Source organism: Corynebacterium qintianiae, from assembly GCF_011038645.2.
Taxonomy (GTDB): Bacteria; Actinomycetota; Actinomycetes; order Mycobacteriales; family Mycobacteriaceae; genus Corynebacterium; species Corynebacterium qintianiae.
Window position 1 is genome coordinate 65,676 of record NZ_CP064955.1, and the last position, 19,741, is coordinate 85,416.

Consider the following 19,741-nt stretch of genomic DNA (forward strand, 5'->3'; position numbering starts at 1 on the left):
ATTAGCCAATGACTAAGATCGAGACGCCGGTTCGAGGTCAGCGGCCGAAGCGCCGGGCCGCGACTGAGGAGAAGATCGTCCGCTCCGTGCTCAAGCTCGCCCGGGCGAAGGGTTTCAACGCGGTGACCATCGACGCCGTCGTTGCGGATTCCGGGGTGGCCAAGACCACCATCTACAGGCGTTACGACGACCGCATGGACATGCTCATCGACACCCTGCGTCAAATCACCCTCGAGATCCCCACGGAATACCCCACCGACGAGAAGGGCTTCGAGCGTTACCTGGTCAACCTCCAGGATCACCTGGAAAACAAGATCGGCCTGCGCCTGATCGGCTCGCTGGTATCCAGCTCGGACGAGTTCATCGAGGAGTGGCGCGACCGCGTCGTAGCGGAGTTGGTGGACGGGTTCGCGCGCTACTACCGCAAGGGAATCAAAGAGGGTTCATTCTCAGCGGACGTCAACGGCGGTGCGATCGCCACCATGGTCGTCGGAAGCGTCCTGATGCGCGCGGCGTTCGACCTCAAGGGGCGCCAGTCCCATGCAAAAGAGCTCGCAGCGATGCTGTGGCCGATCGTCGCGTCACCCGAGAGCAAGGGCGCCGTTGGCTAGGCCGGCCAGCGCGCCCACGGCACCGAGCAGAACGATCGTGACCACGCCCCACTCGAACCCGTTGAACAGCTTTTCGCGCCGGGCCAGCCGAGTGAGTACGTAGGGAACCAGCCCCGGCACCACGGCAAGCGCGCCGAACAGCACGTACACGGGGTCGGCGGCGTAGATCAGCCAGAGCGAATAAACCACGCCGAGGACGCCGACTCCCAGGTGTTTGCGGTTGTCGGCGGGGGAGACGGCGGGCCCGGAGTCGTCGAAACGCGTGCCGGCGTGCGGGTGGGTCAGGCCTTTGCCGCGCACCGCGAGCAGCACGAGGTACACCGCCGAGAAAATGTACGGCAGAAGGTACATGATGGTGGCCAGCTGCACCATGGATGTGTACGAGGCTTCGCTGACGAAGAAGATAATGACAAACACCTGGATCACCGCAGTGGAGATCAGCTGCGCGATCACAGGCGCGCCGGCGGCGTTGGCGTGGCCCAGCTTCGTGGGCAGCAGGCCGTCATTCGCCATCATCACGATGGGCTCGGCGCAGAGCATCTGCCAGGAGACGTAGGCGCCCAGAACGGACAGGCACAGGCCGACGGAAATCAGCATGCCGCCCCACGGGCCCACGACCGCCTCGAGGACCGCGCCCATGGAGTTCTCCGGCAGCGCGGCGAGCTCCTCGCGGGTGAGAACGCCGTACGACAGCGTGGACACCGCCATCAACAGGCCAAGGACCGAGAGGAACCCGATGACGGTGGCGCGGCCGACGTCGTTACGCGTGCGCGCCTGCTTGGAATATACGGAGGCACCCTCGATCCCGATAAACACCCACACCGTGAAGAGCATGATGCCCTGGAGTTGTTCGCTAAAGCTGGCGCCGGAGTTTTCCCCCCAGAAGTCGAGGGTGAAGGTGTCCCAGCTGAAGCCGAGAAACGCGACCAGCACGATGAAGCAGAGGATCGGGACCGTTTTCGCCACCGTAGTCACCACGTTCATCAGCGCCGCCTGCTTCACGCCGCGGGAGAGTATGAAGAAGATCACCCACGTCAACACCGACGTCGCCACCGCGAGAACCGCGTTGTTCTTCAGCACGGGGACGTAGTGGCCGATGGTGGAGAAGAACAGGGTGGCGTAACCCACCTGGGCAATCACCGAGCCGAGCCAGTACCCCCAGCCCGAGGTGAACCCAATAAAGTCGCCTAACCCAGCCCGCACGTAGGAGTAAACGCCGGAATCCAGGTGCGGCTTGCGCCGGGCGAGGATCTGGAAGACGAAGGCGATGGAGAGCATGCCGACGCCCGCGATCGCCCAGCCGACGAGCATCGCGCCGGGGCTGGCCACCGAGGCGATGTTCTGCGGTAGCGCGAAGATGCCGGACCCGATGCAGGAACCGATGATGAGCGAGACCAGGGTCCACATGGTCACGGTATGGGTTTTCATTCCACACAAGATACTGGGTGTCTCCCAGTTTTCTAAATAGCGCGCCAGGGATCCTCGGGCCAGGGGTGCTTGGGGTAGCGCCCGCGCATCTCCTTCCGCACTTGCTGGTAGGGGCCGTCCCAGAAGCTGCGCAGGTCGTCCGTCACAGCGAGCTCGCGCCCCGCAGGAGAAAGTAGGTGGAACAGCACCCTGACGCCCGCGCAGGTGGGCGACTCCGCCATGCCGAAGCATTTCTGCAGCTTGACCCGCACGATCGGCCGGCCCGTGGAGTAGTCGATCCTGCCCACACCGACCCGCTCCGGCGCCAGCTCGTCCATCTTCGCCGCCTCCGGCCACGGCAGCTGCCGCAGCAGCGCGGCCCTCATGTCGAGCTTGCTTATCGACGCCCCCCTGGCCACCTCCCCGATCTCCGGCGAGTAGTCCCCCTTCGCGACATCGGGCCAAGGTTCACCTACCTCGCTGTGCAGGAAGTCGAGCCGGTCCTTGAGCCGCTGTGCGCTCTCACTGAGCGAAAAACTCTCGAAGCGTAGGTCTGTCAGCGCCTCCGCCGCTTCCTCCGGGGTTAGTTTCACCGGAGTCGAGCTCAGCTCGATGGCGCCGACGGCTTTGACGCGGCGGCCGCGCACGGAGCCGTCGACAAGCGCCGCCCGCGTCTCCTCGGTGACGCGTTCGACGGGCAGCTCGTACGGCTCCGCGGCCCTGATCACCGCACCTTTGTTGGTTAGCTGCACCTCCGCGGCGGCGATCCATTCTGGCTGGCCGATTTGCGCGTCGAGCGTCGCGCGGGTGCCGCTCGCGAGAAGGTAGGTATCACCCATTTTCTTCGCCACCCACTGCGGATACGCTGCGGCGACGACCTCGCCAGCATTAACGGGCGGGGTACGGCGCACGAGGCGCTCCAGTCTGCGGACAGGCTGATCCGACAGCGCCGCCACGGTGGGCGCCGCACCGCTGCCGAACCTCAGCAGCGCGGCCCCGTGGCGCGGGTCGAGGGGGAGGGCCGACAGCTTTCTGCCGAACCCGGTGATGTCGTCCCCGTCGAGCGCGCCGAGGTCCCGCAGCGTGTGGTGGGCGTCGATAAGCGACTGTTTCGGCGGTTGGTCGACCAGCGGCAGATCCGGCGAACCCCACGCCGCGACGGTGAGCGCCGCCGAAGTGAGGTCGCTGGTGGCGATCTCCGGAGTGATGTCGGGCTGGAAGCGCTGGTAGTCGGCCTGGGAGTAGGCGCGCACGACGCTGCCGGGTCCGAGGCGGCCCGCGCGGCCGGCCCGCTGGTCCGCGCTCGTCTTCGCCGTCGAGACCGTAACTAGGCCCGTCATGGCACGGGCGGCGTCGCGTCGGGGCACACGCGACAACCCGGCGTCGACAACGCGACGCACGCCCGGCACCGTGATGGAGGACTCCGCGATGCTCGTCGCCACCACCACCTGCTGACTGCCGCTCAGCGCCCGGTCCTGCTCGCCGGAGGTCAGACGGCCGTGAAGCGGAGCCCAGTCATCGAGGAAGGACCCGACGAGCTCCACCTCGCGCACACCTGGGACGAACACGAGGGTGCGCTCGCTGTGCTGCGCCAGCGCGGCAATGTGCCGGTAGAACTCGCGGGTACCCTGGGCGCGCTCGGGATGGGGCGCGTATTCAATGGTCAGCGGGTGCGTGACGGCCTCGGTGCTGAGGATCGCAGCACCCATATGGTCGGCGAATTTCCGCGCGTCGAGGGTGGCGGACATGGCGGCGAGGTAGAAGTCGTCGCGCAGGATGGCAACTTCCATGCACATCGCGAGCACCAGGTCCGTGTCGAGCTGGCGCTCGTGGACTTCGTCGATGACGACCGCGTTGACCCCTTCGAGGCCCGGGTCTGCGATGAGGCGGTTGAGCAGCACACCGGGCGTGACGAACTCGACTAGCTCGCCGGGGTGGTGCTCACCGCGGATCGCATACCCGACTTTTTCTCCGACGCCGGTCCCGTCGAGCTGGGCTAAGCGACGCGCCACCGCACGCACCGCGACCCTCCTCGGAGCCGTGGCCAGCGTCTTTCCCACCATGTTCGCAATTGCTGGCGGGACAAGCGTGGTCTTGCCTGTCCCGGGGGGCGCCTCCACGACCAAGGGTCCGGTGTCCGGGAGCTGGTCGATCACCACCGCGACGGGGAGGCCTTCGCCGATGACACGCAGGTTGAACATGTGCCCAGGCTAGGTCATTTCGCGTCATTCGCGGTTAAGATGAGCGACGTCATGAGACGACTGTTTGCCGCCGTGCTGCCTCCGGACGATGTCCGCGAGCACCTCGTCCGCGCGCTTCGCCCGATCCGGGATTTGTCGTCGGAACTGAGGTGGACGGACCCGGACACGTGGCACCTCACGATGGCGTTCTACGGAAACCAGCCGAATGACGCCGCCGTGGTCACGGACCACCTGTCGCAGGCCACCGCTTTCCGACGCCCCTTGCGCCTCCACCTGAGAGGAGCGGGGGCGTTTGATCGTCGCACTCTGTGGATCGGCGTCGGCGGCGACAAACCCCAGCTCCGGGAACTCATGTCGGACTGCTCCGTCGAGCTGGATAAGCGTCAGCGGGCCCACCTGACGGTGGCCAAGAGGTGCAACCGCACCCGCGACATGTGGCTTATCGACGACCACTCCCACGCGCTGTCCGTCTACTGCGGGCCGGAGTTTTGGGTGGACGAGGTCCATCTGGTGGAGTCGCACCTGGGCGAGGGGCGCGGCGGTGGGCCGCGCTACGAGATTGTGGACACGTTCTATTTGCGTTAGGCAGCGTCAACGAGCGCGTTGTGCATGGCCTGCTCGATGTACGAGTATTTAGACACGTATCCTTCGTCGATCGGGTCGGGGTGCGGGGGTTCTTCGCTGTCGGGTTCTGGGGGTGGCGGGTCGGGGTGCTGGTCGAAGTCCCGGTCGTACTCCCGCTCGAGAGTTGTGAGAGAGGTTTCGCATCGGTCGTAGTCCCCGTCCCGGTCGTACTGGTCGAGGACCGCATGGCATTTCGCGTAAAACTGCGTGGTTCGAGCCTTGTTCTTCTGCACGCGGCTGAGGCTCGACCGCCAGTGCGGGGAAAGTGGTGTGAGCTCACTGGCGAGGATGCCTTGGTTTTCTGAGATGACGTATGTTCCGTCGTCGAAAAGCCAGATGACGTCCCCCGTCACGGGATCGGGGATGTAGAAGGCGCGGCGGTCCGTCTTGACGTTGTGGTGGCGTTGGCACAGGGCGAAAAGGTTGTCCGGCGTTGTGCGGCCGCCCTGATCGAAGGGGATGCGGTGGTCCAGCTGGCAGTTTTCGGCCGGCCGATGGCAGCCCGGGAACACGCACACCCCGTCCCTGGCGTGAACATACGCCTTCATCTGGGGCGTAGGGGTGTAACTTTCCGTCTCGATATCCTTCGACAGGTAAACGGTCTGGACGTCAGAGGACTGCGACAGGTCGTCGAAAGCGTCGGTGGAGGCGTGGTCGGTCCACCCGAAGCCGGGGATGTACACGGGCTCACCTGTGGCGCGGTTGGCTGGTGCGTAGACATTGAGCACGACCTTGCGGGGTGCAACTTTACCGGTGAGCAAGCCGATTATGGCTTGTGCGTGTGAAATCTGCTCCTCGCGGGACAGGGAGTTAATCTGCGAACGGATGAGTGCCATGGTTGTGGAGTTGGTCAGCAGCTCGATGCCGTGCTGGGTGACCCCGTCGATGACGGACTCGAAAAATCCCGCAGCATCTTGTGTGGGGTCGGGCGCGGCTCGCTTCCTGCGCTTCTTCTCGTCGAAGTTGACGCTGGGGTCGATGGTGGCGATGCGCTCGCGTAGGCGACGGGTAATGGCCCAGGGTGACGGCAGCTCCTGTGCCGGTTTGGATGGGGTGAACATGCGCACGAGGATGCGGTCCAGCTTGTCCAGCGTTTCCTCGGAGACGGACGCACCCAGCAGGTTGAGGGCTGAGTCGATGGCACCCAGGCGGGCTATGTCCAGCCGCAATGTCCGCTGCTGCAGCTCGCGCAAGCGGGGGAGAGATTGCAGGCGGAAGTAACCCAGGACACCCTTCTCAATCTCGTGCTTGCTCTTGCCGCTGGCCGCGCGGCACGCGGCGACGAACAGCTCGAGGTCTGCGATGTCCGAGCCGTCGGTAGCGTAGGCGGAGTACATCGCGTACTCGCTTTCGCGGCCCAGGCGCGCCGCGTCACACACCGGGTCGCCTTCCCGCTCGGTGGCGAAGTACGACTCCGGCGTCACTGGATGGTCGCAAACTGGCATCGTTCCCCCTTTCAATACTGGCCATCGTATCGAACATGTATTTGTATGTCAAGTGGGGGCGCAAAATAATGTAACCGCGCGTCATCGCATGAAAGATGCAGGCAAATAAGAAAAGTACCCAGTCTTAAAAAGGCGCTCGAGCATGAACCAAATCGAATATTTATTCTTCAGAAGGGAGACGGAGGAAGAGCCCGCTTGACCACAGCGGGCACGCCTGCCGCCATTGAGCCCGAGGGGATGTCGCGGGTTACTACCGAGCCCGCCGCGACGACACAGCGGTCACCCCCGCTCACCCCGGGCATCACCATGGCGCCCGCGCCAAACCAGCAGTCGTCGCCGATCGTGATGGGGTGGGCGATTTCCCAACCCTCGGCCCGCTTGGCGTGATCGTCGACAGGGTGGCCGACGGCGATGAGCTGGCACCCCGGCCCGAACAAAGTGCGCGCGCCAACGGTCACCGGCGCGATGTCGAGGATCGTGCAGTTGAAGTTCATGTAGCACCCCTCGCCGAAGCTGGTGTTCACCCCGAGCTCGAGGTGGAGGGGAGCCCAGATGTCGGGCGGGTTCTCGCTGTTGGGGAACATGAGGCGCAGCAACTCGCGGGCGCGGGCGGGGTCGGTGTTGGACAGCGCGTTGAACTCGCGCACGAACTCCCAGGTCACCTGGTGCTGCGGGTTCGGCTGGGGCAGGTACCAGCTCACCGGCGCGAGAAAACCGCGAGGAGCGATGCGAGAAGGACCACCAGCGGGGCGACCCAGGTGCCCTCGGAGAGGAAGTACGCGGCCGCGACGACGGCGATGACGGTGACGGCGACGACGGCGACGTTGAAATCTCTGGCCATGCGGCTCACGCTACCAGCGGCGGTAGGTTGAGGGCATGCTTATCGACGCCTCGTCCCTGCCCCGGCAGCCCCAGCGCATCCTGCCCGGCGTCGTACACCTGCCCGGGTTCCTGGCGCCCGCGCAGCAAGCGGATCTGGTGGAACAGGCGCGGGAGATCGCGCGGGCTGTGGCTGGGACACCGGTGGCGATGCGCCGGCCGAAAGTCGGCAAAGGCCACATGCAGGCGTACCTGATGTCGCTCGGGTGGTTCTGGGCGACGAACCCGTACCGCCTGGTAAGGGAAGTCGAAGGGTGTCCGGTGCCGCCGGTGCCCGCGAACTACCAGGCCATTGCGGATGACGTGCTCGCTGCGGCGCGCGGGGTGGACGAATTGGTGGGTGACGCGGTGACGGTGGAAACCGCGTTGGTGAACTATTACCCGCCGGGACCGGGAATGGGGATGCACGTTGACGCGGAGGAGGAGGCGGACAATGCGGTGGTGAGCTTGTCTATAGGCGACGAGATCGTGTTCCGCATCGAGGGAGAGGACCTGCTGCTCATGTCCGGTGACGCTCTGGTGTTCGGCGGGCCTGCGCGAAGGGCGCGCCACGGCGTGCTGGGGGCGCGCGGCGGAACGGGGTCGGAGGGGACGGGGCTGACGGAAGGGCGGATCAACATCACGATGCGCCAGGTACACGCATAGAGTTTCAGGGCATGGAGAAGATTGCGGTTGTCACAGGTGGTTCCGCTGGGATCGGTGAAGCGAGCGCCCGCGCGCTGGCGGGAGACGGTTGGAAGGTCTACGTCGCGGCCCGCAGGATCGAGCTCTGTGAAAAGATCGCGCAGGAGATCGGCGGGGTGGCGGTTGAGCTTGATGTGACGCGCCAGGGGAGCGTCGATAAGCTTGCGGCCTCATTGGAGCGCGTGGACCTGCTGGTCAACAACGCGGGCGGGGCGAAGGGCCTTGATTACCTGCGCGACGCCAACGAAGACGACTGGCGCTGGATGTACGAGACCAACGTCTTCGGCACCGTGCGCGTGACCAAGGCGCTGTACCCGGCGCTGCTAGAGGCCAGCGGGCTGGTGATCAACATCGGCTCCGTCGCTGGCACCGACGCCTACAAGGGCGGGTCGGGCTACAACGCCGCCAAGTTCGGGCTGCGCGGCCTGACGCGCGCGCTGCGCCGCGAGGAGGCCGAGAACCTAATCCGCGTCACCGAGATCGACCCAGGGCGGGTGGAGACGGACTTCGCGATGAACCGCTTCGGCGACCAGGCGCGCGCCGACGCCGTGTACGAGGGCAAGCTGAACCTCACCGCCGAGGACATCGCGGAGACTGTTCGCTGGGTGGCCAGCATGCCGGCGCACGTCAACATCGATACGCTCAGCATCATGCCGCTCGACCAGGCCGAGCGTTAAGGTGGGCCGTATGAACGTGGAAATCAGCGGAGACTCGATCAAGCTCGGGCAATTCCTCAAATTGGCCAACCTCGCCGAATCCGGCGGGCACGCCAAGGAACTCATCGCCTCCGGCGAGGTCGCGGTCAACGGCGAGGTGGTCACCTCCCGGGGGCATTCGCTTGTCGACGCCGACACGGTCACCGTCGCCGGAACCCAAGCGACCGTTACAAGCGGCGGGGACGGCGGGGACTACTTCGACGAGAGCACCGCCAACGACGATTTCGACCCCGAGAAGTGGAGGAACATGTAATGCCAGCTTTCCAGGCTCTCGAGGGTATGCCGTACTGGCAGGACCTCGCCACCGGTGACGCGCAGAAATCCGCCTACTTTTACTCCAAACTGCTCGGCTGGGACGTTTCCGGCGATGCCTACCGCATCGCGCGCAAGGAAGGCCTGCCTGTCGCGGGCTTCATCTCCCAGCTGGAAGACCCGACCATGACGGACGCGTGGGTGACGTATTTCCTCGCGCGGGACGTGGATCGCGTTGTCGTGGGCGTCGATAAGCGCGGCGGCTCGGTGCTCGCCGTGGCCGACGTCTCCCTGGGGCGCATGGCCCTGTGCGCGGACCCGGCGGGAGCGGTGTTCGGTGTAATCGAGCCGGCGGGGGAGGACCAGTTTGTCGCGGCTGGCGAGCCGGGCACCCCGGTATGGCACGAATACGTTGCCATCGACCGCGGCCGCGAGTGCATCGACTTCTACGCGGAGCTATTCGATTGGGAGGTCGAGGAATCGGAGGGGTACTTCGTGGTGTTGGCCGACGGCGCGCCCTTCCTCGGCATGCGGGATGAATCGGGGTCCGCCGACCTAGAGGGAGTGGCCGGTTTCTGGGAGACCTACCTCGGGGTGGACAACGTGGAGCTGGCGGCGCGCCGGGCCGCTGAGCTGGGGGGAGAGGTGCTCGCCGGCCCGGAGGCATCGCCCTTCGGCCGACTGGTGGTGGTGCAGGACACCACCGGTGCGACGGTCACGCTGTGCGAGGTGGCTACCCCGGTAAACGAGGACGAACTCGATGAGGCAGAGTCTCTTCTGCGATAATGCATCGCGTGAAAAGACTCCTCGCCGCACTCGCAGTCGTGCTCGTCACTGCGGCGCCCGCGCACGCCTACGAGGTGAACACCGCTTACGACAACGACCGCACTGCTCTCGCGGTCGTCCACCCGGACGGGCATTGGTCGGGTTCCGATGCGGCCCTGGAGCCCCGACCGGCATTGTCGCTGTCCAAGCTGTTCCTCGGGTACTGGATCCTGTACAACGGCACGGACGAGGAGAAGGAGCTCGTCGAGGAGATGATTTCGGTCTCGCACGACGGGTACGCCCAACGATTCGACCGCAAGTACCCCGAGGCCATCGACGAGATCGCCGATGACTTCAACCTCCAGGACACTGCCCGCTCCGGAGCCTGGGGCCGGACGGTGACATCCGCGTACGACGTGGCGTCGTTCGTGTCTGCGATCTTGTGGGACCCGCGCGCCAAGCCGCTTCTCGACGGCATGAGGGACAAACCGGAGGTTGCCCGCGACGGCTTCCACCAGCTCTTCGGGGCCGCCGAGCTGAACCGCGTCGAGGGCGTCAAGACGGGGTGGTCCGACGACCGCGTCTCCCAGACCGGCAGCGTGTCCTTCGGTCAGATAGGCGACGAAGTTTGGGTGGTCGCCGCCTTGACCTGGGGGGATTCGGAGGAGAACACGGAAGACGTCCTCGACGGGATCAACCAGATCGACGATCGCGCTGCCCGCGAGAAGCGCGATTATTGGAAGCCGGGAGGTTCCATGCCGGTGAAGTTCACCGATCTGGACCTGCGCTGAGGAACTGCGCGGTGTCGCGGATTCTGCGGCGCGCCTCGGCGGGCGTAGAGATCTCACCTGTTGAGTGATACTCAGCAGGCGTCTGGACAAGCACGTTGGGAGAGACATCGTCCGTGTTGTCCGGGAAGGTGAGGATCGTCCGGTCCGCCGTCGTCGGCACGTTCTCGTACAGCAGCCAGGCGGCCACTTCCGACGCCCCCTGCGCCCGCGCGTACGCGATGGCGGGTTCGAGGGCCTCGGGCTTGTCGACGTCCACAATCAACGCACCCGCCAACTCAGCCGCGCCGGCCACTTCAGGCTGCCACGCGAATTCGCGCGCCTTTTCACCCAGAGGAGCGTAAGAAACGGCCCACACCCCGGTCTCGCGGGCGGGCCGGAACAGGGTGCCGAATTCGGTGTCCTCGACCCCGACGGTTTTCGGGTACGCCACACCCGGCATGGTGTGGTCGACGGCAGAGCCGAGCATCAGCATCGCGGCGTGCGTCAGCCTATCCGGGAGAAGCGCCAGGTAGCGGTCCACGTCCTCCGGGTCTGACGGGCGTGGGTACGTGGCCTCCATGTAGGAGACGATTTGTTCGAACTGCAGCTCGTCGGGCAGGATGCGCTTCACACCGCCGACGTTGAAGTCGGGGTCGGACTGGTCGTTGACAGGGTAGTCGTCGTCAAGCGAGCCCTGCTCGAGTTTCGGCGTCACCAAATCTGCACCCGGTCTTCCGGCGCGACCCACATCGGGGAGTCCTGTGGAACGTCGAAGGACTCGTAGAACTCCGCGATGTTGCCCGCGATGACGTTGCAGCGGAACTCGTTGGGCGAGTGCGGGTCGATGGCGAGCAGCTGGGCCGCCATCTCCGGGCGCACCTTGGAACGCCATACCCGCGCCCACGCGAGGAAAAGGCGCTGGAACCCGGTGAATTCGCCCTCCACGTCACCGAACGGCAGGGCGGGGCCGTCCTCGAGGTTATTTTCCTCGAGGTAGATCTTGTACGCCACCACGGCAATGCCGAGGCCGCCTAGGTCACCGATGTTCTCACCGAGAGTGAAGTCGCCCTTCACGCCGGTGACGGCCTCCTGGCCTTTGAGGACGGAGGGGACGAGGCCGTCGAACTGCTTCACCAGCTTGGCGGTAAGCTCGTCGAAACGCTCGCGGTCCTCGTCGGTCCACCAGGAGTTCAGGTTGCCCAGGCCGTCGTAACGCGAGCCTTGGTCGTCGAAACCGTGGCCGATCTCGTGGCCGATCACAGCCCCGATGGCGCCGAAGTTCTCCGCGGCATCGGCCTCCGGGTCGAAGAACGGCGGCTGCAGGATTGCGGCCGGGAAGGTGATGTCGTTGACCACGGGATTGTAGAACGCGTTGACGGTTTGCGGGGTGGTCACCCACTCGTCGCGGTCCACGGGCTTGCCCAGCTTGGCCAGCTGGAAGTCGTGCTCGAACGCCGCGCCCTTGCGGACGTTGTCGAGCAGATCCGCGCCGAACTCAAGACCTTCGAAACTGCGCCAACGGTCGGGGTAGCCGATCTTGGAAGTGAACTGCGCGAGCTTCTCCACCGCGCGGGTGCGGGTGCCTTCACCCATCCATTCCAGCTTGTCTATGCGCTGGCGGTAAGCCTGGACGAGGTAGTTGACCAGCTCCAGCATCATGTCCTTGGACTCGGGCGGGAAATGCTTGGCCACGTAGTGCTTACCGATCTCCTCGCCGACCAGCGACTCCGCGAGGCTGACCCCGCGCTTCCAGCGGTCGCGCTGCTCAGTGGCGCCCGAGAGCTTCGTGCCGAAGAAGTCGAAATTCGCCCGCCCGATCTCCTCGGTGAGTAGACCGGCACGGGAGCGCAGGATGTTCCACGCACCCCACAACTGCCAGTCCGCAAGCGTCTCGGGGCGCAGCATTCCGTCGAGCGCCTGGGTGTACGACGGCATCATGTCAATGACCCCCCCGCCGCCGAGGCCCGCGCCGCGCAGGATCGTCTGCACGAGCGGCGGGAGGTCGCTGAAATCGGTGGGGTTGTAGGTGGCGATCGCGTCACGCGTCCTGACAACATCCCAGTGGCTTGCCGCGACCTGGATCTCCAGGTTGACGATGCGCTCCGCGGCCACCTCCGGCGGCAGGCCGAGCAGGTGGGCGGGGCCGAGGAACTCAAGCATCCGCGCCACGTGCTTGCGGTAGGCGGCGAGCGTCTCGGCGTGCTGCGGCTCTCGGTAATACGCTTCGTCGGGAAGCCCGAGCCCGCTCTGCACCACGTAGGCGACCGCGTCTTCCCCCCGCGAGTCCTTCTCCACCCAGAATGTGATCGGCCCGCCGATGCCCTCGCGCTCCAAAACGCCGAGGTTACGGGCGAATTCCTCGGTGCCGGAGGTGGCCAGCTTCGCCAGATCCGCTTCGAGGGGAGTGATACCGGCTTGGTTGACGGTGTCTGTGTCCATGAAGGAGGCGAAGACGGTGCCGCCGCGCCCCTCGCCGTCGGTGAGCAATGCCCGCACGTCCTCCTCGGACTTGTCGCGCAGGGCGTAGAAGGCACCGTCGATGCCGCGGTCGGCGGGGATCTCGTGAGCCGCGATCCACTCGCCGTTGACTAGTTCAAACAGGTCTTTCATGCCACCACTCTACGCGTGGGACACGATCCAGTCCGCCGCTTCCCGCCGATTGGCGAAGTCGTACCGGGCGTGGGCGTTGATTCCCGCGACGATGCCTAGCGCGTCGGGCCCGAGGCGGCTCACGACAGCGTTGAAATCCGCTGCGGGGAACTGGCCCCCGAGCAGATTCGTGGCCATCGCGGGGTCGACTATCCCGCGGTACCGCTCGGGCATGGAGCAGACGATGTCGTCGGCGTAACAAAGTTCTAGAACCCGGGGTCCGAGGTTGCCGTAGCCGTCGGGTAGCGACCCCAGGGACCCGCGGGAACCGGGGTCGGTGATGGACCCGGGCACGCCGCCGTTTCCACCCTGGTGCGGGTTGGCGAACAGCGCGACAGCGTTGACTCGGTCCGCAGTAATCGGTCCTCGGCCGTGCGCGATGTCACTGGTCATGCGGGCGACGATATCGGCCCCGAGGGAGTATCCCGTGAAACTGAAGTGGGCCTCCGGGCAGTTGCCCGCCAGCGTGGTCACGGTCTCCCACGTCTCCTGGTAGCCGCCAGCCGAGGCACCGGGGTAGTGCGAGGCGGTGAAGGCCGCGGCGTCATAGGAGACCCAGAGGGGCTGCACCTCGCCAGCCGTGTCCGCCTGCACGAGCAGGCCCGTGGTGAAGACGTTGCCGCCGTGGGGAAGCGAGGTCGGGATACCCGCGACCGTGTTGGCCCCACCCGGGACCGCGATGAAGTAGTGGGGCTTGCAGTTCTGCGCGCGCACAAGGCTGTGGGCGTGGTCGGAGTCGACAACCTGCGCGTGGGCCGCCGGTGCCGCCCACAACGCCAGTGCCGTGGCAATTCCAGCCAGTTTCTTGATGCTCATCACTCTTTGTTCTCTTCCGGGTCGCGGATCTTCATCGGGCCGGGGCTCCACCAACCCCAGCGAAGCTTCTCTTCGTGGTCGATATCGGCAAGTTCGGGGACATCTCCCAGCGAATCCGTCCGGGGCTCGTACTTGGCGATGGACCCCCAGTCGCGGGCCCAGTCGCTGGCAAGATACCCGGGGATATCGTAGGAGTAATTCACCGCTTCCGCAGTGGCAAGCGCGCCGCCGCCGAGGAAGTCCATGAACCCGGACAGCTGCGCCTTTCCTGGGGCGTCCGGCATGATGCGGAACTCGGGGATCTCCGTCACTCCGGCGTAGTGGTTGAAGGTGCGCTGGCACGGGTACTGCAGCGCGACCGACCAGTCGAGCAGGCCCGGGGTGTCCGAGTCGAACACGTCGCCCAGCGGGGTGAGCGTGGGCGCACGCAGCGGGGTCACCGCCATCCAGTCCTTCTCCGCCAGCGAGGTGTCATCGCCGACAAGGCGGACAACGTCGGCCTCCTCCGGCAAATCCTCGATCGGGTAGCGCAGGTTGCGCCACGCCTGCTTCGGCCCCTGGTCGAGCATGACGACGTCACCGAGGGCGTCGATGGTGCCGTCGTCACGCTTTGCGCCGTACTCGACGACGAGCTCCGTGCCTTCCTGCTCGACCCCGTTGATGTCCTTGTGGGCGATACGGCCCGCAGCAGAGGCGACCAGCAGCGGGGCCTCGGCAGTGGCTTCGGGCAGTTCGAACCAGGCGGTCTCGATGTGCGCGGAGCCGGTGGGCTCCTCGGAAAAGGAACCGAGGACGGGAACCTTGTTGTAATCGAGGTTGAAGGGCAGCCGGACGGTGGATCCGTTGACGCCGCGCAGGCTGTCGGGGCGGTTGCCCTGCGTATTTGTGCGGCTGGTGGATTGCTCCTGCTCGTCGGTGGCCGATTTCTCGGGGTCGGAAGCGTCGGTTTTCGACGTGTCAATCGTCGCGGCCGTCGCGTTGTCGTCCGAGTCGGTGCGGGGATCCGTGTTCGCGGCGTTGGCGTTCTCGGGGACGATGGACGCGGGCACACCCTCGGGGTGGAAACCGCGGTTTTCGGCAGACTCCAGCGACTCACCCAACGGCACACCGCCGACCGGGGTCAGGAAAGAGTCGTTGGTGTCGGTCTCGAGTAGGACGTCAGCACCGAGCGCGCAGTGGTTGCCGGCGAAGGTGCGGACGTTGCCCATGCCCACCGAGTAAGCGGGAGCCTGGTCCACAAACGCCTTGACAAAAGTCAGGCACGAGAACGCCACCATAAGCACCGCGAAGATTGCGATCGGGGCTGACATCACACCCGCCCAACGGCTGCTGGTTTCGCGGGGCTTAAACGACTGGAAGATTCCGATGAGGAACACCACAAGGGTCAAGGCCAACATAACGGTGTTGGCCTCGATACCCTTGAGCTGGACGGTCTTATCCCACCACGGAACGCCGAAGGACGACACGTACCACCAGGCGTTCCAACCCGCCAGCGTCAGGGACATGATGAACATGACAGCGGCGATGGCCAGGGTGCGGTTGCGCGCCGAGCGCATCGCGATCTGGGAAAGCACCACCGCGCCCAGCGCCGCCGCCGCACCCCCGATGCCGGCGTAGATGCCGAAGTGGTGCGTCCACTTCGTCGGGGTGAACATGAGGAAGAACGTGGACAAGCCCACGATAAGGAGCAGGCGCTGGGTCGGGCCCGCGACGGTGCCCGGGATCTTGTTGAAGCGGAACAGCGCCCATAAGATCAGGCCGATGCTGAACAGGAAGATGAACGTGGGGAAGCGCCGCGCCATCGAACCGTCGACTGTCTGCTCGAACAGGGTGCCGTAGCGCACCCACTCCGAGTACCACTCCAACGCGGGGCCGACCTGGGCGCGCACCGACGTCGCCTCCAAAACGGTCGCCAGGGTCTGGTCGTTGAACACCGGAACCATCACGGCGAAGCCCGCGCCGAGGAATGGAGCGAGGTAGGCCAGGCGCGGGGCGATGTTAAGGCGGCGGTTCATGATGCGGAACATCGACGGCAGCGACACGAGGAACACGCCCACGGCCGCTAGACCTGTCGGGCCGCAGGCCAGGGTGAACGCGGCGAGGATCGTGCCGATCGCGGCGGGGAAGAGCCGGTCCGTGGCAATCGCGCGCTCAAATGACGCCCACGTGGCGATGATGCCTAGGGCGATGATCGGCTCGGGGCGGGTGCCGTTGTTGTACGGCAACCAGAACGCCAGGAAAATGAATGCCGCGGTCCAGTAGGCGACACGACGCGTGGCGACGGCCTCCCCCAGGCGCGGGAGGATCTCGCGCGACAGAATCCACCAGGTCAAAACACCGGCGATGAGCGTGGGCAGACGCATCCACATGGAGGCCGTCGACACCTGCGCCAGCGCGGAGAGAATGTCGTAGAACGGCGAGCCGAAGGGTGACTCAGGCACCCCGTACCAGCGGTAGTAGTTGGCCATGTAGTCCGACTCGTTGGCCACCCGCGCCATGGTGAGCAGGTAGCCGTCGTCGGATGTGTTCGCGCCGAAGACGTGCCAGAACCCCAGGATGGCCAGGACAATGCCGTCGAGGGGTTTGAAGCTGCGCCACTCGCGGCGGAAGAAGGGGACATGCTTCCCGTCGCGGCCGTCGAGGCGCCACAGCGCCCACAGGGCGACTGCGGTCGAGGCCAGGCCAATGAGCATCGCCGCGAGCTTTGCGACGGTTGGCGTGGAGGTGAAGCGAGAGTTGATGTCCACCTGGGCGCTGAGTCCGGCGTCGATTAGCGAGTCTGCCTCGAGTTCCGTGTAGATGCCGGTCACCTGGGGGCGGAGGTCGTCCTCGCCCTCCTCCTTCAGACTCGTGCCGGGGATCTCGGCGAGTGTTCCGTCGGCCGTGGCCGAAATGACGAGCTTCGCGTCGCGAGGCAGGTCAGCGACGTCCTCGGGGGTGAGCTCGAAAATCACCTCGTTGAGGGCGGTGACGACGATGCCGCCGTCGGGGGATGAGACAAACAGCCCCCTGTCGGTAGCCTCTGTCGAGGAGCTCGGTAGCGTGCCCACAATCAGGGACTGGCCCTCGCGGAGCGCGTCAATGGACTCCGCGACCGGGACCGTGAGCTCGATCTCGTCCGGGGCGAGGGAGATGAGCGGGGCGTTCACCGAGGACAGCGAGCCGTTCTGCGGCCAGTTGAGCTGGGACTGCACCTGGCTGACCGGGAGGAACGGCGTCATCAGGAAGCAGATGAACGCCAACAGACCCGAAACAATTGCGATGCGCGATAGTGTTGCTGTTTTTGTCACGTGCTTGGACTCTACTTCGTGGTTCATCGGTTACGGACCACCACCACAAATGGGCCGACCTGCTCGGTGTCCCATGCGGGGGAATCGAACGCGGCTGGATTAAAGAACAACCGCTGGTACTTCATGTTCGGCTCGTTGGGGAAGATGTCGTGGCCCACGTGGGTCTTGAACGGATCTTCAGGGTCCTCCAGATTGCCGCGGAACACGAAGACGTCCGGGGCGCGCCAGCGGGAGGAGTCGAGGGCGTCGAGCATCGCGTCGGGGTCCGCGAGATCGGCGTAGGATCCCTCCGCCCACGCGATCAGCTCGTCGACGCGCAAGCCGTACTCGCCGAGAGGATTGGCGTAGTGGCTGGTGAACGCGTTGAAGCCGTAATAGGGGTTCATTGCCATGAAGTTGATCTCGTCCGTCTGCACGACCGCGTCCGCGGGCTCGTACCCGTGCGCTGAGATGAACTCGCGGATGTCGCCGTAGTAGCGGCCGGCGTCGGGCGGGAAGCGGTCAGCTCGCTCGCCGTTGCCGTCGGTGTCGGCGTAGGCCTGGTCGATGTGCGCCTGGTTCTCCGCGGGGATCTGCTGAACGTAGAGCAGGCCGGCGGAGGCAGCGAGGATGACGGCGGCAGTAGTCACGGCAGGCGGGATCCGGCCGAACACCTCGTCAGCGTGGGTGAACGCCAGCACACCCGCGGTGACGAAGAGCAGGAGGATCAGCACCTCGACGCGGAAGCCGAGCAAGGACGTGCCCACCAGCGGCGTCACCATGGACAAAAGGGCCCATGCGTAGCTCAAGGCAATCGCCACCGCCAGGCCGGTGGCCTCCGACGTGCGGATCCGAGTGCAGAGGAACAACAGGCCCAGCAGGCTTAACAACCCGACGACGGAGAAACTGAAGAAGGGCAGCGCGAACTCCGTGCCCTCCACGGGAAGGAAGTGGTTCGCGGTGGACCGCGCCTGGTAGTCGCCGAACATCCTGCGGTAAAGATATGGTCCCCACGCGATCAACGCGATCAGGATGGAGCTGGTCCCGATGACGAGCAGGTGCTTGACCGGCACCAGAGACCGGCGGCGGGTTAAGTAAAACAGGATTGCCAGAGCAACGACCGACAGCGCGGTGATTCCGGTGAACAGCGTGTAGAAGGTGGCCGAGAGGCCGAGGTAGACAGCAAGAGCAGCGGTCGCCTTCCATGAGCCATTAAGTGCCCGGCCCGCGCCCACGGCGGCGGCGGGCACGAACATGGCGACGATCGCGGCGTAGGGCTCATCAGCCGTCTCGGTCAGCACGATAGCCGTTGTCGCGATGGCGATGGCGGCCGCAGCGGGCAGCGAACCGGTCAGCGCGCGCCAAATCGGCGTCAGCGCCGCGGCGGCCGCCGCCAGCGAGACGATCGCCCACGGCTGGTAGACCTCCCAGCCCGCCATGTTCACGAGATTTGCCATCCGGCCGCCCAGCCAGAACCACCCAATGGGGTAGAAGGTGGGCAACCCGAAGTAGTTCATGTCCTGGTTGGACATCGTCTCTGTCATCCGCGACAGGAATTGGGTGCGGAATCCTTGGTCCACCTGGACGCCGTCGAGGTACAACCGTGTTGCGCTGAGAGGGATGCCGAGAGATGTGACCACGATCGCGGGTGGAGCGAGTGCCGCGACGACTTCTGTCAGGAGTTTGGGCGCCTTGCCGCGCATCCACAGCCACATCAGTATCGCCACAGTGACGAGCACAATCATGGAAAACGCCGTGGCTAAACCCCGTATCACCATGGAGGTATTGAAGGCGGGCAGTGACGACGCCCGCAGCACGAACCAAGCGATGAACGCGAGCACCGCCCCGCCGGCCGAGGAAGCGGCGACTCGAGCAACTGTCACTAGAAGTTAAGCCTCCGCATGATCGGCGCCGGGATGTGCTGCAGCACGAACGAAATGGGGCCAAACGCCTTGTGCACGAACACACTTGGCTTGCCGCCCAGCGCCGCGTCGACGGCCGCCTCTGCGACGTCCTCCTTGTTTACGGTCAGGGGTGCTTCGTCGAGGCCCTCCGTCATCTTCGTGCGCACCTGGCCCGGGCGCACGACGGTGACGCGCACTCCGTCATTCCTTAAGGCCTCACCCAGCTGCAGGTAGAAATTGTCCATACCGGCTTTGGAGGCGCCGTAGACGAAGTTCGAGCGGCGCACCTTCTGACCCGCCACCGAGCTCATCGCGATGATGGTGCCGTGGCCCTGCGCCTTCAGATGCTGGCCCAGGAGCACGCCGACGGAGACGAACGCGGTGTAGTTGATCTGCGCCGACGTCACTGCGGCGGCGTGGTCCTGCCAGAGTTCCTCCTGGTCGCCCAGTGTGCCGAAGGCGACGACGGCAACGTCGACGTCCCCGTCTTTGAACGCGGCGTCGATCACCGCAGGGTGCGACTCCAGGTCGAGGGCGTCGAAGTCGACCAGGCGCACCTGACCGGCCCCGGCGGACTGGACCTCGGCCACGGCGGCGTCGATACGCGGAGAATCTTGACGTGCGGCGAGGGTGACCGTCGGGCTACCGCCGCGCGAGACGAGCTCGCTCACGATGGCAAGACCGATCTCGGAGGTGCCGCCGACGAGAAGAATGTGCTGTGCTTGTCCTACTGCGTTGAGCATGAAAAT

18 protein-coding genes are annotated in these 19,741 nt (G+C 65.5%); 7 read left to right on the forward strand and 11 right to left on the reverse strand.

Translation table 11 applies throughout. The features are described from left to right. The first annotated feature begins 8 nt into the window (after nt 1-8). Complete coding sequence (locus G7Y29_RS00345) at nt 9-611, forward strand: TetR/AcrR family transcriptional regulator (RefSeq protein WP_165003020.1); 603 nt, start codon at nt 9-11, stop codon at nt 609-611. On the opposite strand, the gene G7Y29_RS00350 is transcribed toward G7Y29_RS00345, so the two are convergent. Both G7Y29_RS00350 and G7Y29_RS00355 read right to left on the reverse strand, forming a co-directional pair. Beyond that, nucleotides 582-2,039 (reverse strand): amino acid permease, encoded by a 1,458-nt coding sequence (locus tag G7Y29_RS00350; RefSeq protein WP_165003018.1) that lies wholly within the window; start codon nt 2,037-2,039, stop codon nt 582-584. The genes G7Y29_RS00345 and G7Y29_RS00350 overlap by 30 nt on opposite strands. A gap of 32 nt (nt 2,040-2,071) precedes the next feature. Then, a complete protein-coding gene (locus G7Y29_RS00355; RefSeq protein WP_165003017.1) occupies nt 2,072-4,219 on the reverse strand; it encodes an ATP-dependent RNA helicase in 2,148 nt (715 codons plus the stop codon). Nucleotides 4,220-4,270: 51 nt separating this feature from the next. On the opposite strand from G7Y29_RS00355, the gene thpR reads away from it, so the two are divergent. Beyond that, nucleotides 4,271-4,804 (forward strand): RNA 2',3'-cyclic phosphodiesterase, encoded by a 534-nt coding sequence (thpR, locus tag G7Y29_RS00360; protein ID WP_165003015.1) that lies wholly within the window; start codon nt 4,271-4,273, stop codon nt 4,802-4,804. Here thpR and G7Y29_RS00365 read toward each other — a convergent pair. The 3 genes from G7Y29_RS00365 to G7Y29_RS00375 all read right to left on the reverse strand — a co-directional run bounded on the left by G7Y29_RS00365 (nt 4,801) and on the right by G7Y29_RS00375 (nt 7,129). Next, nucleotides 4,801-6,288: an HNH endonuclease signature motif containing protein gene (locus G7Y29_RS00365; RefSeq protein ID WP_165003013.1), complete on the reverse strand. Its 1,488-nt coding sequence runs from the start codon at nt 6,286-6,288 to the stop codon at nt 4,801-4,803. The two genes, thpR and G7Y29_RS00365, sit on opposite strands and share 4 nt — an antisense overlap. Nucleotides 6,289-6,455: 167 nt before the next feature. Then, on the reverse strand, nt 6,456-6,989 hold the full coding sequence (locus tag G7Y29_RS00370) for a sugar O-acetyltransferase (protein ID WP_249399765.1): 534 nt from the start codon (nt 6,987-6,989) through the stop codon (nt 6,456-6,458). Then, the gene (locus tag G7Y29_RS00375; RefSeq protein WP_165003011.1) at nt 6,986-7,129 is read right to left on the reverse strand and encodes a hypothetical protein; all 144 of its coding nucleotides are present in this window, start codon (nt 7,127-7,129) and stop codon (nt 6,986-6,988) included. Before G7Y29_RS00375 ends, G7Y29_RS00370 begins: the two co-directional genes overlap by 4 nt. Before the next feature lie 35 nt (nt 7,130-7,164). Here G7Y29_RS00375 and G7Y29_RS00380 point away from each other — a divergent pair, with 35 nt between their 5' ends. Genes G7Y29_RS00380 through G7Y29_RS00400 form a run of 5 tightly spaced genes read left to right on the forward strand, consistent with a single transcriptional unit; the run spans nt 7,165 to nt 10,375 of the window. Then, the gene (locus G7Y29_RS00380) at nt 7,165-7,812 is read left to right on the forward strand and encodes an alpha-ketoglutarate-dependent dioxygenase AlkB (RefSeq protein WP_165003009.1); all 648 of its coding nucleotides are present in this window, start codon (nt 7,165-7,167) and stop codon (nt 7,810-7,812) included. A gap of 11 nt (nt 7,813-7,823) precedes the next feature. Then, nucleotides 7,824-8,528 carry an SDR family oxidoreductase gene (locus G7Y29_RS00385; RefSeq protein ID WP_165003007.1) on the forward strand — a complete coding sequence of 235 codons (705 nt, stop codon included), beginning with the start codon at nt 7,824-7,826 and terminating at the stop codon, nt 8,526-8,528. Between the two features lie 10 nt (nt 8,529-8,538). After that, on the forward strand, nt 8,539-8,820 hold the full coding sequence (locus G7Y29_RS00390) for an RNA-binding S4 domain-containing protein (protein WP_165003005.1): 282 nt from the start codon (nt 8,539-8,541) through the stop codon (nt 8,818-8,820). Next, nucleotides 8,820-9,605, forward strand: a complete 786-nt coding sequence (locus G7Y29_RS00395) for a VOC family protein (protein ID WP_165003003.1) — start codon at nt 8,820-8,822, stop codon at nt 9,603-9,605. The genes G7Y29_RS00390 and G7Y29_RS00395 overlap by 1 nt, the downstream gene beginning before the upstream one ends. Beyond that, a complete protein-coding gene (locus tag G7Y29_RS00400) occupies nt 9,605-10,375 on the forward strand; it encodes a hypothetical protein (protein WP_165003001.1) in 771 nt (256 codons plus the stop codon). Before G7Y29_RS00395 ends, G7Y29_RS00400 begins: the two co-directional genes overlap by 1 nt. On the opposite strand, the gene G7Y29_RS00405 is transcribed toward G7Y29_RS00400, so the two are convergent. Genes G7Y29_RS00405 through dprE2 form a run of 6 tightly spaced genes read right to left on the reverse strand, consistent with a single transcriptional unit; the run spans nt 10,353 to nt 19,735 of the window. Then, on the reverse strand, nt 10,353-11,069 hold the full coding sequence (locus tag G7Y29_RS00405; protein ID WP_165002999.1) for an alpha/beta hydrolase: 717 nt from the start codon (nt 11,067-11,069) through the stop codon (nt 10,353-10,355). The genes G7Y29_RS00400 and G7Y29_RS00405 overlap by 23 nt on opposite strands. Next, nucleotides 11,066-12,964: a M13 family metallopeptidase gene (locus G7Y29_RS00410; RefSeq protein WP_165002997.1), complete on the reverse strand. Its 1,899-nt coding sequence runs from the start codon at nt 12,962-12,964 to the stop codon at nt 11,066-11,068. Before G7Y29_RS00410 ends, G7Y29_RS00405 begins: the two co-directional genes overlap by 4 nt. 9 nt (nt 12,965-12,973) lie before the next feature. Continuing rightward, on the reverse strand, nt 12,974-13,819 hold the full coding sequence (locus tag G7Y29_RS00415; RefSeq protein ID WP_165002996.1) for a cutinase family protein: 846 nt from the start codon (nt 13,817-13,819) through the stop codon (nt 12,974-12,976). Further along, entirely contained in the window at nt 13,819-17,136 is a 3,318-nt protein-coding gene (locus tag G7Y29_RS00420) for an arabinosyltransferase domain-containing protein (protein WP_165002994.1), read from the reverse strand. The genes G7Y29_RS00415 and G7Y29_RS00420 overlap by 1 nt, the downstream gene beginning before the upstream one ends. Beyond that, nucleotides 17,133-18,971 carry an arabinofuranosyltransferase gene (locus G7Y29_RS00425; protein WP_165002992.1) on the reverse strand — a complete coding sequence of 613 codons (1,839 nt, stop codon included), beginning with the start codon at nt 18,969-18,971 and terminating at the stop codon, nt 17,133-17,135. The genes G7Y29_RS00420 and G7Y29_RS00425 overlap by 4 nt, the downstream gene beginning before the upstream one ends. Further along, a complete protein-coding gene (gene dprE2, locus G7Y29_RS00430) occupies nt 18,971-19,735 on the reverse strand; it encodes a decaprenylphospho-beta-D-erythro-pentofuranosid-2-ulose 2-reductase (protein ID WP_165002990.1) in 765 nt (254 codons plus the stop codon). The genes G7Y29_RS00425 and dprE2 overlap by 1 nt, the downstream gene beginning before the upstream one ends. Nucleotides 19,736-19,741: the final 6 nt, after the last annotated feature.

What these genes read in the sequence shown, in the direction of transcription:
- G7Y29_RS00415 (WP_165002996.1), bottom strand. Translation starts at nt 13,819, where the DNA reads ATGAGCATCAAGAAACTGGCTGGAATTGCCACGGCACTGGCGTTGTGG.
- thpR (WP_165003015.1), top strand. Translation starts at nt 4,271, where the DNA reads ATGAGACGACTGTTTGCCGCCGTGCTGCCTCCGGACGATGTCCGCGAG.
- G7Y29_RS00395 (WP_165003003.1), top strand. Translation starts at nt 8,820, where the DNA reads ATGCCAGCTTTCCAGGCTCTCGAGGGTATGCCGTACTGGCAGGACCTC.
- G7Y29_RS00420 (WP_165002994.1), bottom strand. Translation starts at nt 17,136, where the DNA reads ATGAACCACGAAGTAGAGTCCAAGCACGTGACAAAAACAGCAACACTA.
- dprE2 (WP_165002990.1), bottom strand. Translation starts at nt 19,735, where the DNA reads ATGCTCAACGCAGTAGGACAAGCACAGCACATTCTTCTCGTCGGCGGC.
- G7Y29_RS00345 (WP_165003020.1), top strand. Translation starts at nt 9, where the DNA reads ATGACTAAGATCGAGACGCCGGTTCGAGGTCAGCGGCCGAAGCGCCGG.
- G7Y29_RS00380 (WP_165003009.1), top strand. Translation starts at nt 7,165, where the DNA reads ATGCTTATCGACGCCTCGTCCCTGCCCCGGCAGCCCCAGCGCATCCTG.
- G7Y29_RS00385 (WP_165003007.1), top strand. Translation starts at nt 7,824, where the DNA reads ATGGAGAAGATTGCGGTTGTCACAGGTGGTTCCGCTGGGATCGGTGAA.
- G7Y29_RS00350 (WP_165003018.1), bottom strand. Translation starts at nt 2,039, where the DNA reads ATGAAAACCCATACCGTGACCATGTGGACCCTGGTCTCGCTCATCATC.
- G7Y29_RS00410 (WP_165002997.1), bottom strand. Translation starts at nt 12,964, where the DNA reads ATGAAAGACCTGTTTGAACTAGTCAACGGCGAGTGGATCGCGGCTCAC.
- G7Y29_RS00365 (WP_165003013.1), bottom strand. Translation starts at nt 6,288, where the DNA reads ATGCCAGTTTGCGACCATCCAGTGACGCCGGAGTCGTACTTCGCCACC.
- G7Y29_RS00375 (WP_165003011.1), bottom strand. Translation starts at nt 7,129, where the DNA reads ATGGCCAGAGATTTCAACGTCGCCGTCGTCGCCGTCACCGTCATCGCC.
- G7Y29_RS00400 (WP_165003001.1), top strand. Translation starts at nt 9,605, where the DNA reads ATGCATCGCGTGAAAAGACTCCTCGCCGCACTCGCAGTCGTGCTCGTC.
- G7Y29_RS00390 (WP_165003005.1), top strand. Translation starts at nt 8,539, where the DNA reads ATGAACGTGGAAATCAGCGGAGACTCGATCAAGCTCGGGCAATTCCTC.
- G7Y29_RS00355 (WP_165003017.1), bottom strand. Translation starts at nt 4,219, where the DNA reads ATGTTCAACCTGCGTGTCATCGGCGAAGGCCTCCCCGTCGCGGTGGTG.